Source organism: Streptomyces griseoluteus (assembly GCF_004784465.1).
Taxonomy (GTDB): Bacteria; Actinomycetota; Actinomycetes; order Streptomycetales; family Streptomycetaceae; genus Streptomyces; species Streptomyces griseoluteus.
In genome coordinates this window covers 1-15,046 of the sequence record NZ_SRRU01000011.1, presented here as the reverse complement: position 1 = coordinate 15,046, position 15,046 = coordinate 1, and the positions used below count along the sequence as shown (strand labels likewise).

The window sequence follows — 15,046 nt, the reverse complement described above, 5'->3', positions numbered from 1 at the left end:
CCATCCGCGCTCAGGAACCGAAGACTTCGTGCGTGCCTCCTGGGTGGTGTTATACGCCATGGCCAGGTCCTCGGTTCTCGGTCCGCGCGCCGCCGTGCACCCCTTTCGGACAGCCGGCTCACGTCGGCGGCGCGGGAACCGAGCCGGTGTCCCTGGCCCGGTGGCCGAGTAAGGCGCCGGCTGCCGGACCAGGCGATGGGCGGCGCCGCGTTGACGCCCCGCCGCGGGCCGCAGCGGCGTAGCGCCTGGCCGTTTCGTCGACATCAGCGTGCCAGCACGGGCTTCTCGCCGCCCACCCGGCCTGCGGATGTCCCGGCGCCGCGTCCTGCCGGGCGACGTCCCAGCAGGTCAGAGCATGGGACGTCCCATCAATGCCTCAGTCGGCCGCGATCGCTGTCCGGGGATCGGGAAGGTCCAGCAATCTCGGTGATGCACATCGGGCGGCGCGGTCCACCCCGCGCCGCCTCCATCACTCACGAAAGGAACACGAGATGCGGATCAAGACCGTCAGTGCGCGGGCCGGCCTCCTCGCGGCAACCGCTGCCCTCGGTGTGGGCTCCCTGCTCGCCCCGGCCGCCGCGGCGGCGACGCCCCCCAGCACCATCGCCAAGGGGGACACCGGGCACGGTGTCTGGTGCGTCCAGCACGCCGTGAACAACTACTACAAGACGTATTACAACAAGAAGAGCGGCCCGCTCGCCGAGGACGCGGCCTTCGGCACGAGCACCGCCGACTGGGTGGCCTGGTACCAGGGCAAGCACGGCGTCCACGCCGACAGCATCGTCGGCAAGAACACCGGCCACTACGTGATCATCGACGACGGCTACTACGGCAATTACTGCAAGTCCTACGTGCCGCACAACTGACGCCCAGGGCACAGGACAGACCAGGCACATCGACCCAGCAAGGGCGGCGCGGAACTCGTGGACGACCACCGGTCCGCGCCGCCCCCAGCACTCACGAAAGGAACGCGAAATGCGGATCAGGACCGTCAGCGCGCGGGCCGGCCTCCTCGCGGCAACCGCTGCCCTCGGTGTGGGCTCCCTGCTCGCCCCGGCCGCCGCGGCGGCGACGCCGCCCAGCACCATCGCCAAGGGGGACACCGGGCACGGTGTCTGGTGCGTCCAGCACGCCGTGAACCTCTACTACGAGAGCACCTACGGCAAGAAGAGCGGCCCGCTCGCCGAGGACGCCGTGTTCGGCACGAGCACCGCCGACTGGGTGGCCTGGTACCAGGGCAAGCACGGCCTGCACGCCGACAGCGTGGTGGGCAAGAGCACCGGCTTCTGGGTGGTCATGGAAGACGGCTACTACAGCAACTACTGCAAGGCCTACGTGCCCCACGGATCACATCCCTGAGGCCGACCCTGCGCAAGCGGGACGGCGGTGCCGGGCGGGGACGCCGGGCACCGCGGACCCGCGGCACGCGTGGGCCCCGGTGGGCCGGCCGGGTGCGTCGTCCTCGCGCCTGCGGGGATGGTCCTGCGGTCTCCCATGTCGCATTCCGCCTGCACCGCTGCTCCCCGCTCGCGCTGGAACGGCCCCAAGCCGTTGCAGGGCGAGCGGTGGTTGGTCACGGGCCCTCCGTGAACGCGCTGGCGTGGTCGGCGGTCCACTGGCGCGCGGCTTGGGTGAGCGATTCGGGGCGCGTGAGGACGGGAAAACCGCCACACGCCCCCGACGCCGTACCGCGCAGCGGGCTCCGCGCTGCCCGCTCTTAACACGGCTCAGTTCATCGGGTCCGCAGCGACGCGCCGTGATTACGGGAGTGAAGAGGCGTCAGAATGTCACCCGGAAAGCCTAATAGTAAGTCAATCCACCCCCTGGCTAACTGATGTGATGTTCCGTCAGTCTAGAGAAAAGATCTCAGAATACCCTGTTCGGAGCTAAATCCCCCATCTTTCGATATGCCGGTCATGTCGACTGTAGGTAAGTTCATCCACGAGCCGGTCCGACGGGCCGGCGCCCCTCTGTGCGACAGGAGATCGTGAGATGAAGCTTCGTTTGACCCTGGCCACCGCCGCTGTGTCGGCTGCCGCCGCTTTGGCCGCGACCGGTATCACGTACGCCTCGGCCGCCTCCGCTTCGGCGCCCCAGGAGGCCCCGGCCGCCGTTGCCGCCGTTGCCGCCACAACCGGCGGCAGCGGGCAGAGCGGACCCAGCAAGGGCAACGCGGGCAGCACCAGCAAGGGCAATGAGGGCAACTACAGCAAGGGCAACGAGGGCAACGACCGGGACGACGACGACGACGACAACGACAACGGGGGCAAGGGCGACTACAAGGGCCGCATCCAGATCAACGAGCGCTCGTACTCCACGCACCCCGGTGACTGCATCACCGTGGTCAGCGGCCTGGGCGCGAAGTCCCTGAACATCCGCAACGAAAGCCGTAAGGCTGTCGAGGTCTTCCGCGGGGCCGTCTGCGACAACGGCGCTCCCATCGCCACCGTCGGCCCGCACAGCTCCAGCTACGGGGTGCACCCGGGCTGGATCAAGGGTATCGACATCGACGAGGGTGTGGTGGCCAGCTTCCGGGTGGTCAAGCGTCACCACGACGACTACTAGGCCGTAGCCGAACCCATACTGTGAAGCCCCGGCCCGCTGGAATCGGGCCGGGGTCCCAGTTTGACCCAGGTGAGTGGCGGTCACCTCCACCCCGCCCCGCCGGTGCCGGATGCCGGGTGCACGGCATCCGGTGCCCGCGCGGCCGTCCCGCGCCTTCACAACCAGCCCCACCTGCGGCTTTACGCCGGTCGGTGTGGGTTCTCAGTGCGCCGCCCCCGGATGTGTGCCCGGCGCTTTCCCGGTCCGCAAACGGGTGAAGTGTGACATGAGCATCCGCCTGGTGGAGAAGGCTGCCGCGTGACGGGAGGCGGCGCGCACGAGCCGTACTGGGCCGCGGGCTATCTCCTGCCGCACCGCCCGACGTTGTCCGGCGGAGCCTAAGGCTTCCCACGGCCGGGCGCCGCGGGAAAGGGCGGCGGGTCGACGAAAAGCGGGTCGCCCGGGCGAGGGCTTGGCGCATCAGGCCGACGTGCCCTTCCCAGGCCGCCTCACCAGGTGGGGACGGAGAGGTGGCCACGTCGGCGGTCGCGTCCGCCTCACCGGCTGAGTCCCTTTCGTCGTCGCCTCCGGCTCCCCATGGCGGAGTAGTTGCCCGCGGGCTTCCCGGGGAACCCCGGTCCTCGAGCCTTTCGCTCCCGGCGCGAGTCTCAGGTTCCGTCCTCGGACAAGCACCGCATCACTCCCGGTGCGGTAGCCCCAGCTCGGCTGAGTCAGCAGGGCCAGCCAGGGCTGGGTCGACGGCCGTTCCCCCCAACTCGCCGCTCACAGACCATGGATGGGTCGTGCGAGTCCGGCGGCGCCGGTCAGCTGCGACGGCGCGCCGACTCCTCGAGCCGTTCGACCAGTTCCGCAGCCATGGCCTTGATGGTTTCCAGCCCCTTACGCCCCCAGGGTTGCGGGTCCTGGTCGACTACGCAGATGGTGCCGAGCACCACGCCGGTGCTGTCTATCAGCGGTGCGCCCAGGTAGGAGTGGATGCCGATCGCGTCGACGACGTGGTTTCCGGCGAACCGCGGGAAATCCCGGATGTCCTCCAGCACCAGCGCCCGGCGACGCTTGACCACGTGCGGGCAGATGCCCATGTCGATGTCGCGGGGCATGACGCGGCCGGGCACCGGGTCCTGAAGCAACGGCTGTCCCACCTGCACCGGGGTGTCCTGTGCGGTGCTGTACAACCCTGCGAAGTACTGGCGGTCGGCGTCGAGGAAGAAGTTGACCCCGGCATAGCAGCCGCCGGTGCGCTGTGCCAGCTCCCGTGCGAAGGCGTCGAGTTCCGCATCCGGCCGGGCTTCGATGCCCAGCGCGCGCAGCCGCTCGGATCGGGTACGCACCTGTGGGTCCTCCGGGGGGAGGAGCAGATGGCGCACGGCGATCCCGGACTCAGGCCCGGAGGAGGGGTGGGGCGGTGTCGCTGCCATGGGAACTCCTTGTCGTGATCAGGTGCTGGATCAGTTCGAGCAGCACACGGATGCCCGAGCTCTGGACGCGGGCGTCGCACAGCGCCACCGGCACCTCCTGCCTGAGGTCGAGCGCGGCCCGCACCTCCTCCGCGTGGTAGCGGTGCGCGCCGTCGAACTCGTTGACGGCGACGACGAAGGGGATGCCGCGCCGCTCGAAGAAGTCCACCGCCGCGAAGGAGTGATCCAGCCTGCGGGTGTCGGCGAGGACCACCGCCCCGAGGGCCCCCTCGGAGAGTTCGTCCCACATGAACCAGAAGCGCTCCTGTCCGGGGGTGCCGAACAGATAAAGGACGTGGGAGGAACCGAGGGTGATCCGGCCGAAGTCCAGGGCCACGGTGGTGGTGGCCTTGTTCTCCACTCCGTCCAGTCGGTCCGTGGCCGCGCTGACGGCGGTCAGCATCTCCTCGGTGCTCAGCGGCTCGATCTCGCTGAGAGCGTTGACGAAGGTGGTCTTTCCCACGCCGAACCCGCCGGCGACGAGCACCTTGATTCCCACCGGCAGGGCTTCGGCGCGCAGCGGGTCACAGTCGTTTGAGGAGGGCATCGCGTACCGTTTCCAGGAGGTCTCGATCAGGTAGTGCGTAGTGGTCCGCGGAGGGCGGGGGCGCGTGGCCTGCGACCACCGCGCCACCCTCGGCCAGATCGGACAGCAGCACCTTGACCACGGCGGCCGGCACCTGCATCCGGGCCGCGACCTCGGCGACGCTCACAGGGCTCTCGCACAGCGACAGCACCTGCGCGTGCTCCAGGCCGAAGGTGCCCTGCGTCTGGGCACCCGTGGCCCGCACCACGGTCACGAGCGTGAAGTGGGACGTGGCCCTGGTCCGGCCGTCGCTCACGGTGTAGGGACGGACCAGTCGCCCGACGGCTTCGCTGGTCAACGGTCCGTCGGGGAGGACCGGCGTCATCGGTTACCCCGCCACGTGCCGAGGCGGCGTGGCCAGGTGCGGGCGCACGCTCTTCACCATCATGCCCATCTCGTAGCCCAGCACCGCCGCGTCCGCCTCGCGTCCGGCCAGCACCGCCAGCACCGCGCCGGGCCCGGCGGTCGAGACGAACAGCAACGAGTTGCTGAGCTCCGTCACTATCTGTCGCACGTCGCCGCCGTCGTCGAAGTGCCGGCCCGCGCTGCGCGCCAACGAGTACAGCCCACTGGCCAGCGCGGCCAACTGGTCGGCGGCGTCCGTGTCGAGCCCCTCCGCTGCCTTCACCAGTCCGTCCGAGGACAGCAACAAGGCGCTTCGGGTGTGCGGCACTCGGTTCACCAGACCTGTCAACAGCCAGGAAAGGTCTTCGCTCCCCACGATCTGTACTCCTCTTTCGGCAGAAGGAAATGGCTCGTTGGACGGGGCCCCGGGGCCCTCAGGGCGGCCCTCGGGTGTCAGGGCGTCTCCGCTTCCTCGGCCCTGCGCAGTCCGGTCTGGAACGCGGCCATCAGGCCCGGGTCGTGTGCGACGTCCTCGGAACTGCCGGCGCTGGGCACCGGGCGCGGCTGTTCGGCGGCGTGGTCCCGACGTCTCTGAGGCAGCCGCGGACGGTCGTCCTCGCCCTCGGAGGGCACCGGGGCGGGCTGCGGTTCGGAGCCTGACACGAGCGGATCCGCGACGGCGGTCATCACTGTCGCCGGGGGGTCCGTCGCCTCGGTCTCCACCGGGTCGTCCGGCACCGCGTCAGGGGTCGCGACAGCGGGGTGCTCGGGCGCTGCCGGCTGCGGGCCGAGCAGGGCCGTGGGCAACACCATGACGGCCTGAGTGCCGCCGTATACGTTGCTCTGCAACTGCACGGCGATGTCATGCCGCTGGGCCAGGAGCGAGACCACGTACAGGCCGATCCGGCCGTCCTGCAGCAGCTCGCCGAGGGCGACCTCGCCGGGTGCGCCCAACACCGTGTTCATCTGGCTGCGCTCGGCCGCTGACATGCCCAGGCCTCGGTCTTCGACCTCGATCGCCACCCCGGCAGCGACGGGCTCGACCCGCACGTGCACGGTCGTCTGGGGTGGTGAGAAGACCGTCGCGTTCTCCAGCAGCTCGGCCAGCAGATGGACGACGTCGACCACGGCGTGGCCGCTGACCGTTCCGTCGATGGGCGGGACCAGCTTGACCCGGGCATACTGGTCGATCTCGGCGACGGCGGAACGCAGCACGTCGGTCAGGCCGACGGGACGGGTCCACTGGCGGTGGGTGTTCGCACCGCCGAGCACGGCCAGGTTCTCGGCGTAGCGGCGGATCCGGGTGGACAGATGGTCCACCCGGAACAGACCCTTGAGCAGGTCGGGATCCTCGACCTCGTTCTCCAGGCTGTCCAGCAGCCCTATCTCGCGGTGCACCAGTGACTCGAGTCGACGCGCCAGGTTGGCGAACACCTCGAACTGCTCCAGCCGGGCACTGTGTTCCGCACCGAGCGCACCGGCGGCGGTCTCCAGCACGGCTGCCTCCGCCTCGTGCCGGGCCGCAGCGATCTCGAATCCCAGTCGGGCGAGCTGGTCCGGGCCGGTCTGCGGGGGCAGTTCCGGCTGTCGCCGCACAGGGGGCTCCCCGGCCCTCAGCCGACGGAGCAGCGACTGCAGTTCGGCTCTGCCCTCGGCCGTGGTACGGATCAGCTCGGCCAGCTCGGCACGGTCCCGGTCGGCCGCACGGGACAGCTCCGTCCAGTGCTTGGTGACTGCTCGTGCCTCGGCCGAAGCCCTTACACCCGCGATTCCTGCCGCGATGGCGCCGATCAGGACGACGCTGCCGGACATCGCCACCTGGTCCGTCCGGTCCAGGTGGCCGTCACTGACCAGCGCGGTGGCCACCGCACCGGCCACGGCGACCACGCCCGGTGGCAGCACGGACCACAACATCTGACGCCGCCTCAGGGACCCGGCTCGCGACTCGGCCGTCACACGGGCGGTCACGGGCGCTGGCGGCCGGTCGTCCGGCGGCGTGAATGGATCGGGCATAACAGTCCCTGGACGGTGTGATGATCAGGCCGGGCGCGCACGTTACCGCGCACCGAGACTCCGGTGTCACCCTCTGGCACCGACAGAGATCGAACCGTTGTCCTTTTCTTCACACCCTGAGCACGGAACCCGGCCCGGCCACCATCGGCCAGGACTTGCCCACAGACGTGGTCGAGGGTCCGGGACGCCTTCGCCGAGGCGGGTCGGGCGGCGCGGCACGCGGCGCTCGCCCCAGTCGGGTGCCGCGGCGAGGGCCTCCTCGATCGTCGTGCCCAGCAGGCTCGGCGAACATGTTCCCCACCGCCGGTGATCTCCCAGCGGGTGTCGCGCTGAACCACAGCTCAGCATGTGTTGTCAGTGCTCCTCCATAAGGTGGAGCCATCATCTGGACGGACCAGAGTCCTGCCGGGGTTCACCCTCGGCAGGAGACGTCTGCCTGCCGAAAAGGGCGTTGGGGGCCTCCCCTGACAGCTTTTCGCGGCCGGGTCCCCGTGACGCTCGGGGACATTGACGGGCCGAACGGCGACGGACAGGTCCGCGCCTGGAGGCCGTGTCTCCGCAAGGCGCCGTTGTGGTCCGGGGGGCACCATGGGAAGGGGATGGACACGATGAGCGCTACGGTGAAGGACCGGCTCAAGAAACACTTCGTGAACCACGTCGCTCTCGTCATCGACAAGTCCGGCTCGATGCGAGACCACTCGGAGCAACTCGTCCGCGTGGTGGACGAGTTCGTGAAGGGGCTGAAGGAGGAGTCCGACCGGCTGGGCCACGAGACCCGGATCAGCCTCTACGCCTTCGACCACCTGGTCGAGAACCTGGTGTGGGACATGGACGTCAAGCACCTGCCGTCCATGCGGGGCCTGTACACCGTCGAGAACGGCGCGACGGCACTGATCCAGGCGTCGGTGAAGGCGCTCGACGACCTCGGCCACATATGGGAGGAGTACGGCGAGCACAGCTTCCTCCAGGTCGTCGTCACCGACGGCGAGGAGAACGCCTCCGGCGCCGACACGACGGGCGCGCGCCACGACCACCTTCCCGACGGCCGTACCGTCCTGGACAAGTGGCGGAGCAGGATCGCGGACAAGATGGACAACCTGCCGGACCACTGGACCTCGGCCATCATGGTGCCGAACTCCCTGGCCAAGCGCACCGCCCAGCAGTACGGCTTCCCGACAGGCAACATCTCGATCTGGGACGCGGACTCGGACCAGGGCGTCGAGGAGGCGATCGGCGTCGTCAAGACGGCCGCCACGAAGTTCCTGCGGGACCGCGAGCAGGGCGTGCGCGGCACCAGGGACCTCTTCGCGATGGGCCAGGACCTCAGCGCGGCGGACGTGAAGTCCAGCCTCCGGGCCCTGGACGCCGGCAAGTACGTCCTGATCCCGGTGGACGGGCGGACGTCCATCCGCGACTTCGTCACCAGCGCCGGACATCCGTACAAGACCGGCTGCGCCTTCTACGAGCTGTCCAAGCGCGAGAAGATCCAGGCCAACAAGCAGATCGCCGTGGCGGAGAAGGACCCGGCCACCGGCCGGACGACCGGGAAGGTGTTCACAGGTCCCGCCGCCCGGCAGCTCCTTGGCCTGCCGTCGACGGAGGTCACCGTGACGCCGGGGAGCAACGAGGCCTACACCGTGTTCGTCCAGTCCACCTCCGTCAACCGGAAGCTGGTGCCGGGGACCAGGCTGCTCGTCCTGCTGTAGCCGGTCCGACGGCCGAGCCGCGTTCCGGCCCGGCGCCGACACCCCGACCGCCGCGTACCGCTTCCGCCCGGTGGACACCCCGTGTTGCCGGCGCCCGACCCATGATCCAAAATCGGCGAGCACACCTTCAGGAGGTCTTCTCGTGCCCTCGCTCCATGACTTCACCACCTGGCAACCTTTGCTGCGTCTCCTGCACGCCGCCCACGCGGAGACGCTCTCCGCGCCCGGCGGGCATGTGGCGGGACAGATCAGTCCCGGGGCATGGAGTGTTCCGCTGCCGTACCGGCCGCCGCAGCCGGGGCGCGCCTCACAAGTCTCCGACAACCAGGATCAGTTCGACGCCGTGGGCCGGATCGTCGACGCGCTCCAGGAGAGCGGGAGCAAGGGTGTCTCCTTCGTCGTGGAGGCGTCTTCCGCTCCTGGCGGTGTGCGGCTGCATCTGATCAGTTCGGGCTCTTCCGCGGAGCCGGGTGTCGCGACCGCGCACCCGGGCACGCTGCTCCTCGCGGACGGGGCACTGCCCGAGCCGGTGCGCCGCCGGCCCGATCCGGTGCCGGGTGCGGTACCGGCTCCATCCGCGGATGTGGGACTGCTGCAGCGCACTCTTCGGGAACGGCTCCCGGACGCGGTGGGCGCCTCCGAGGAGGAGATCGCGGCGGCCGAGGCGCGCCTGGGCGTGCCGCTGCCTGCCGAGCTGAGGGCCCTGTACCGGATTGTCCGGGGCCGGTACCAGGACTGGGACGACTACCGGGAGCCGTACGACACCATCGGCTGCGAGTTTTTCCCCCTCGACGAGGTGTACGTCGCCGACGCGGCTTCCCGGCACGTGCTGTGGCGGTTCGGCGCCATGGAGGCGGTCGAGACGGGGCCGGAGGACGCCGTGCAGGGGCTCGTCGGATCGCCGGGCTGGATCGTCTTCGGTGACAACGGCGGCGGGGACCGTATCGCCGTCGACCTCACGCCGGGTCCGCAGGGGCACGTCGGGCAAGTGGTCATCATCGGCCACGAGGAGAACGTCGGCGCCGGGCTGGTCGCCGATTCCCTCACCGACATGGTCGTCCACCGTCACTTCGACGGGCGGCCCGTCCGAAGGGCCGAACGGCCGCCACTTGTCGCCCACGTCAATCGCGCCTCCCTCCCCAGCGTCGAGGCCGCCGCCCATGCCGGCCTGGAGGTCCTCAGCATCGGGGTGTGGGAGAAGGAGCCCCTCAGCCTCGCCCCCGTCTTCGGCCTGCCGCGCCTGCGGACCCTCTGCGCCTATCCCGGTACGCTCGCCGATCCCTGTGAGATCTCCCGGCTCACCCACCTCGAGTATCTTCAGCTCCCGCCCGCGGAGTGGCGCGTCCTCCTCGATGCGGAGGCTGTGCCCACCGGGCTCCTCGCAGCAGGCATCGAGGCCCACCGGCAACGGGACAACCCGTTGCAGACCATCGCCCTCGCCAACGAGATCCTCGCCCTGTACGGTCGGCCGCTCATCACAGGCATCACCGTGCTGGAGGGAACGGCCTCATGAGTCACCTCGCCGACGGGGGAGGCCGCCGTGCGACGGTCCTCCCGGTCGCGTCGAGCCAGTGGGGCCCCACCCCGGGTTGACCGGGGGCCTGTACCGGCTCCGGGTTCCCGGCCGCTGGGTGGACGGCCCCGAAACGCCCCGAGGGCCGCGACCGTCAGGTCGAGGCCCTCGAAAACGTATTGTCCAGCTTCGTGGTGTCCGAGGGGGGACTTGAACCCCCACGCCCGATAAAGGGCACTAGCACCTCAAGCTAGCGCGTCTGCCATTCCGCCACCCGGACAAGGTGTCTGTCACCCGGCCGGGGGTGTTCCCCGCGGCGACATGGACAACAATACCAAGGTTTCGGAGCGCCTTTCACCTGCGTATCCGTGCCTTCGGCCACCCCTGGGTCACGGACAGCGGATCACCTGGCCGGCGTAGGAGAGGTTGCCGCCGAAGCCGAAGAGGAGGGCCGGGTCGCCGGTGCGGACGCTGCCCTGTTCGATCAGCTTGGAGAGGGCGAGCGGGATGCTCGCGGCGGAGGTGTTGCCGGACTCGGTGACGTCGCGGGCGACGACCGCGTTCACCGCGCCGATCTTCTGCGCCAGCGGCTCGATGATCCGCAGGTTGGCCTGGTGCAGGACGACCGCCGCGAGGTCGGCCGGCTCGACGCCCGCCTTCTCGCAGGCCCGCCGGGCGATCTGCGGAAGCTGGGTGGTGGCCCAGCGGTACACGCTCTGCCCCTCCTGCGCGAACCTCGGCGGCGTGCCCTCGATCCGTACCGCGTTGCCCATCTCCGGCACCGAACCCCACAGCACCGGCCCGATCCCCGCCTGTTCCCTGGGCGCACACGCCTCGACCACCGCCGCGCCCGCGCCGTCGCCGACCAGCACGCAGGTGGAGCGGTCGGTCCAGTCGGTGACCTCGGACATCTTGTCCGCACCGATCACCAGCGCCCGCGTCGCGGCGCCCGCCCGTACCGTGTGGTCGGCGGTGGCCAGCGCGTGGGTGAAGCCGGCGCACACCACGTTGACGTCCATCGCGGCGGGCTCGGGGATGCCCAGGCGGGCCGCGACCCGCGCGGCGGTGTTCGGGGAGCGGTCGATCGCCGTGGAGGTGGCGACCAGCACCAGGTCGATGTCGCCGGGGGTGAGCCCGGCCGCGGCCAGGGCCTTGGCGGCGGCGTGCGCGGCCAGCTCGTCCACCGGCTCGTCGGGGCCCGCGATGTGCCGGGTGCGGATGCCGACCCGGCTGGTGATCCACTCGTCGCTGGTGTCGACCATGCGCGCCAGGTCCTCGTTGGTGAGCACCTTGGCGGGCTGGTAGTGGCCGATCGCGGCGATACGCGAGCCGTGCATGTCGGGGGTCCCCTCGTTGCTGCCGTGGGTGGCGGGACTCTCCAGTCTGCGCAGTGACTCACGGGTACGGGGGTACGTGAAGCCACAGGAATCGGGCACCCCTGTTGTCGGCTTCACGCAGCCCCCCGTACGTCCGTCTTCCGCTCACGCGCTCGGCGTCCCGCCCGCACGGACGGGCGCCCGGCGCATCACCCCGTGAAGAGCTGCGTCGCCTTCCGCACCAGTTCGTACAGGCCGTAGGCGAGCGGCGCGCCCACCCAGAGCCAGGAGAGGGCGATCAGGGCGCGCCGGTCAGGCGGGCTGCTCTCGCTGGGCATCGGGGGCCTCCTTCGGGGCGGGGACGTGGTGACGGGTGTGGACGGGGCGGATGAGTTCGTTGGCGACGAAACCGACGAGGAGCAGGCCGATCATGATCGAGAAGGAGAGCCCGTACAGCGCGGGCCCGTCCTTCCCCGCGGCTTCCTGCCGGTCGGCGATCCAGTTGACGATCAGCGGTCCGAGTACACCCGCGGTGGACCAGGCGGTGAGCAGCCGGCCGTGGATGGCGCCGACCTGGTACGTGCCGAAGAGGTCCTTCAGATAGGCCGGGACCGTGGCGAAGCCGCCGCCGTAGAAGGAGAGGACGACCAGCGCGCACAGCACGAAGAGCGGCTTGGAGGTGTCCCCGAACAGGGCGAGGAGCAGGTACATCAGCGCGCCGACGCCCAGGTAGACCCGGTAGATGTTCTTGCGGCCGATGAGGTCGGAGGTGGAGGACCAGCCGATCCGGCCCGCCATGTTGGCCGCCGACAGCAGCGCGACGAACCCGGCCGCCGCCGAGACGGAGACCGGCGTGGAGCTGTCCGCGAAGAAGTCCGTGATCATCGGCGCGGCCTTCTCCAGGATGCCGATCCCCGCCGTGACGTTGGTGCAGAGCACGACCCACAGGCACCAGAACTGCGGGGTGCGCAGGGCGCTGCGGGCCGATACCTGGACGCCGCCGGCCGCACCCGTGGCGCTCTCCGTACGTCCGTCCGGCCGTGGCACCCGGACCAGCAGTACCCCCAGGGTCATGAACACGGCGTACGCCAGGCCGTGCACCAGGAACGCCAGCGCGATGCCGGAGTGGTCCGTGCCGAAGGACTCCAGCATCTGGGCCGACCACGGCGAGGCGATCAACGCGCCGCCGCCGAAGCCCATGATGGCGATGCCGGTGGCCATGCCGGGCCGGTCCGGGAACCACTTCATCAGGGTGGAGACGGGCGAGATGTAGCCGATGCCGAGGCCGATGCCGCCGACGAACCCGTACCCGAGGACGATCAGCCAGTACTGCTGGGTCTGGGCGCCGAGCGCGGAGATCAGGAACCCGGAGGAGAAACAGACCAGGGCCACGGTCATCGCCCAGCGCGGGCCGTTGCGCTCGACGAGGGTGCCGCCGAACGCGGCCGACAGCCCGAGCATCACGATCGCCAGCTGGAACGGCAGCGCACTCTGGGTGCCGTCGAGGTGCAGCGCGGATTCCAGGGGTGGCTTGAACACGCTCCAGGCGTACGCCTGGCCGATGGAGAGGTGGACGGAGAGCGCGGCGGGCGGTACGAGCCAGCGGCTCCAGCCCGGGGGCGCGACAGGGGGGCTGCTCATGTGGCCGGACGGTAGGTCGGGGCGGGTGGGTTGAGAAGACGGGGCGCGGGGCGTTTGCGGTGAACGGTCGGCTCCGTGCGTCGGGCGGTCGGTGGCAGGTGCTGGTGGCCGGAAAGCCCTCAGTGCAGTACGGCCTCGAAGCCCAGCCGTCCGACGGTGGTGACGGTGCCGAGGCGGGGGAAGTCCAGCCGTACCGACGCCTCGTGCTCCGCAGCCGTGAACGCGGCCATCGCGTCCTCCACGAAGACCAGTTCGTAGCCCAGGTCGGCGGCGGCGCGGGCGGTGGACTCCACGCCCAGGTTGGTGGCGATGCCGCCGAGGACCAGGGTGTCGATGCCACGGGCGCGCAGCCGCTCGTCCAGCCCGGTGCCCTGGAACGCGCCGATGGTCCGCTTGACCACCTCCAGGTCGCCCTCGTGGCGCAGTCCGGCGACGAGACCGCTGCCGGGCGGCTGTTCGGCGACGGCGGGCCGTTCGACCCGGACGAGTACGACGAGTGCGCCCCCGGCGCGGCAGCGCTTCGCCAACTCCTCGGAGGCGGCGAGCACTTCGGCGCCCTTGCGGGGTTCCAGCGGCAACGCGACCAGGCGGTCCATGAGGTCGACGAGGACGAGGGCGGTGCGGCGGGGGTCGAGTACGGGTGCTGCGGTCATGACGGAACGTTAACCCTTGCGAGCTGTCCGTGCCGGAAATCCGGGCCAACGGGTCCGTGAACGAGACGCGTTCGGCCGTGTAGGGCCTGTTACGGAGTCCGTACGGATGTTTATTTGTCGGCATTGGTCGATCTCGACGACACGCGGCACTCGGGTGCCGGAACGCGTCCTGGCAGAGCTGGGCGGCACCGCGCCGTCAGTGCCGTCGACTAGGTTCTCTCCGTTCGGCCCGACAGGCGGGCCGCCGAACTGGGAGGACTCGTCGCCGTGAGCATCCACATGCACATGCGTGCCGTCGCGGAATCCGAGATCCGGGACGACCACACGTGGCTTGCAGCGTTCATGTGGGGGGCCTGGGAGAACCACCCCGACGAGTACGCAGCGGGCATCGCCGAGTCGATAGACAAGGTCTGGGGCTCCGTCAATGACCTCTATGCCGCTGCCGGTGCCCTTGATGCGGATGCCGACGACTCCTGGGAGCTGCCGATTTACGGCGGGCGGCCGGTGGCACACAGCGCCGGTGCCGACCCCTCCGGCCCGCCCCTGGGGATTCTGGAGCCGCCTGGGGTGTCACAGGCCGCAGGCTTCCTCGCACGTGTCTCGTTCGACGAGCTGTGGAACGTCGCCGGCGCCAAGCTCGTCTGGGCCGGCTGGGACGAGGCGCAGGTCAGGCAGGAGTTCCTTGACTATCACCGAGGTCTCCAAGGGTTCTACGGGCGGGCGGCTGCAGCAGGCCATGCGGTGGTCAGGGCGGTGTGGGCTTGAGACGCGGTCGCGTGCCGGTCACAGCCACTCGTTCGTGGCGGCGACCAGCACTGTCGCTTCGTAGCGGACAGCGAGTTTGTCGTATCGGGTGGCGACGGCTCGGTGCCCTTTCAGCCGGTTGAAGCCGCACTCGACGGCGTGCCGGGCCTTGTAGTCCTCCGGGTCGAAGTTCGCTGGACGGCCGCCGCGGGAGCCGAGCTTCCTTCGGTTGCGGGCCTGGTCGGCAGGCCAGACGGGCGGCCGCCCCGCCCTGGCACCCTTCGGCAACGGCTCCAGCACCGCCCACTGCTCGTCCGTGAGATCTCCCCGGCCCATGAGGAGTGATCATTTGCAGCCCAAGATCCACTTTCGGTACACGGCCTAGGTGTATTGACTCGCAGCGTTGTTGACGCGGCTGATGGGCGGGTGTCCGCCCAGTGCGGTGTGGCAGCGATGGTGGTTGTAGGTGTGGAGGAAGTCTGCCAGGGCTTGGGTCCGCTCGGTGTT

General features: G+C 70.0%; 15 protein-coding genes, 1 tRNA gene and 2 pseudogenes. 6 read left to right on the top strand and 12 right to left on the bottom strand.

Annotated features, from left to right (window positions below; translation table 11 throughout):
* The first annotated feature begins 491 nt into the window (after positions 1-491).
* The 3 genes from E5082_RS26640 to E5082_RS26630 all read left to right on the top strand — a co-directional run bounded on the left by E5082_RS26640 (position 492) and on the right by E5082_RS26630 (position 2,565).
* A complete protein-coding gene (locus tag E5082_RS26640; RefSeq protein ID WP_135793805.1) occupies positions 492-866 on the top strand; it encodes a peptidoglycan-binding domain-containing protein in 375 nt (124 codons plus the stop codon).
* A gap of 109 nt (positions 867-975) precedes the next feature.
* Positions 976-1,359: a peptidoglycan-binding domain-containing protein gene (locus E5082_RS26635; protein ID WP_135793804.1), complete on the top strand. Its 384-nt coding sequence runs from the start codon at positions 976-978 to the stop codon at positions 1,357-1,359.
* A 633-nt stretch (positions 1,360-1,992) separates the two neighbouring features.
* Positions 1,993-2,565, top strand: a complete 573-nt coding sequence (locus E5082_RS26630; RefSeq protein ID WP_135793803.1) for a hypothetical protein — start codon at positions 1,993-1,995, stop codon at positions 2,563-2,565.
* Between the two features lie 803 nt (positions 2,566-3,368).
* Here E5082_RS26630 and E5082_RS26625 read toward each other — a convergent pair.
* The 5 genes from E5082_RS26625 to E5082_RS26605 all read right to left on the bottom strand — a co-directional run bounded on the left by E5082_RS26625 (position 3,369) and on the right by E5082_RS26605 (position 6,867).
* Positions 3,369-3,983, bottom strand: a complete 615-nt coding sequence (locus tag E5082_RS26625) for a GAF domain-containing protein (protein WP_135793802.1) — start codon at positions 3,981-3,983, stop codon at positions 3,369-3,371.
* Positions 3,946-4,569 (bottom strand): GTP-binding protein, encoded by a 624-nt coding sequence (locus E5082_RS26620; protein WP_135793801.1) that lies wholly within the window; start codon positions 4,567-4,569, stop codon positions 3,946-3,948. Before E5082_RS26620 ends, E5082_RS26625 begins: the two co-directional genes overlap by 38 nt.
* Positions 4,547-4,933, bottom strand: coding sequence for a DUF742 domain-containing protein (locus E5082_RS26615; RefSeq protein WP_135793800.1), 387 nt, complete (start codon positions 4,931-4,933; stop codon positions 4,547-4,549). The genes E5082_RS26620 and E5082_RS26615 overlap by 23 nt, the downstream gene beginning before the upstream one ends.
* A 3-nt stretch (positions 4,934-4,936) precedes the next feature.
* The gene (locus E5082_RS26610) at positions 4,937-5,329 is read right to left on the bottom strand and encodes a roadblock/LC7 domain-containing protein (protein WP_135793799.1); all 393 of its coding nucleotides are present in this window, start codon (positions 5,327-5,329) and stop codon (positions 4,937-4,939) included.
* A 77-nt stretch (positions 5,330-5,406) separates the two neighbouring features.
* A complete protein-coding gene (locus tag E5082_RS26605) occupies positions 5,407-6,867 on the bottom strand; it encodes a sensor histidine kinase (protein WP_229918984.1) in 1,461 nt (486 codons plus the stop codon).
* Between the two features lie 698 nt (positions 6,868-7,565).
* Here E5082_RS26605 and E5082_RS26600 point away from each other — a divergent pair.
* Together E5082_RS26600 and E5082_RS26595 are read left to right on the top strand one after the other, a co-directional pair.
* The gene (locus E5082_RS26600; protein ID WP_135793797.1) at positions 7,566-8,672 is read left to right on the top strand and encodes a vWA domain-containing protein; all 1,107 of its coding nucleotides are present in this window, start codon (positions 7,566-7,568) and stop codon (positions 8,670-8,672) included.
* Between the two features lie 142 nt (positions 8,673-8,814).
* The gene (locus tag E5082_RS26595; protein ID WP_135793796.1) at positions 8,815-10,185 is read left to right on the top strand and encodes an SMI1/KNR4 family protein; all 1,371 of its coding nucleotides are present in this window, start codon (positions 8,815-8,817) and stop codon (positions 10,183-10,185) included.
* 192 nt (positions 10,186-10,377) lie between these two features.
* Here E5082_RS26595 and E5082_RS26590 read toward each other — a convergent pair.
* The 5 genes from E5082_RS26590 to E5082_RS26575 form a co-directional block, all read right to left on the bottom strand.
* Positions 10,378-10,465, bottom strand: a tRNA-Leu gene (locus tag E5082_RS26590).
* Positions 10,466-10,574: 109 nt separating this feature from the next.
* Entirely contained in the window at positions 10,575-11,522 is a 948-nt protein-coding gene (locus tag E5082_RS26585; protein WP_135793795.1) for a beta-ketoacyl-ACP synthase III, read from the bottom strand.
* Positions 11,523-11,710: 188 nt separating this feature from the next.
* The gene (locus E5082_RS33500; RefSeq protein ID WP_267881266.1) at positions 11,711-11,839 is read right to left on the bottom strand and encodes an MFS transporter small subunit; all 129 of its coding nucleotides are present in this window, start codon (positions 11,837-11,839) and stop codon (positions 11,711-11,713) included.
* Positions 11,814-13,142 (bottom strand): OFA family MFS transporter, encoded by a 1,329-nt coding sequence (locus E5082_RS26580; RefSeq protein WP_135793794.1) that lies wholly within the window; start codon positions 13,140-13,142, stop codon positions 11,814-11,816. The genes E5082_RS33500 and E5082_RS26580 overlap by 26 nt, the downstream gene beginning before the upstream one ends.
* 119 nt (positions 13,143-13,261) lie before the next feature.
* Positions 13,262-13,795: an isochorismatase family protein gene (locus tag E5082_RS26575; protein ID WP_135793793.1), complete on the bottom strand. Its 534-nt coding sequence runs from the start codon at positions 13,793-13,795 to the stop codon at positions 13,262-13,264.
* 267 nt (positions 13,796-14,062) lie between these two features.
* Between E5082_RS26575 and E5082_RS26570 the strand changes: the two genes are divergently transcribed.
* Positions 14,063-14,560 (top strand): DUF1877 family protein, encoded by a 498-nt coding sequence (locus E5082_RS26570; protein ID WP_135793792.1) that lies wholly within the window; start codon positions 14,063-14,065, stop codon positions 14,558-14,560.
* Positions 14,561-14,578: 18 nt separating this feature from the next.
* Here E5082_RS26570 and E5082_RS26565 read toward each other — a convergent pair.
* Positions 14,579-14,785: pseudogene (locus tag E5082_RS26565) on the bottom strand (IS5 family transposase); the annotation flags it as partial.
* Between the two features lie 135 nt (positions 14,786-14,920).
* A pseudogene (locus E5082_RS26560) lies at positions 14,921-15,046 on the bottom strand (IS481 family transposase); the annotation flags it as partial.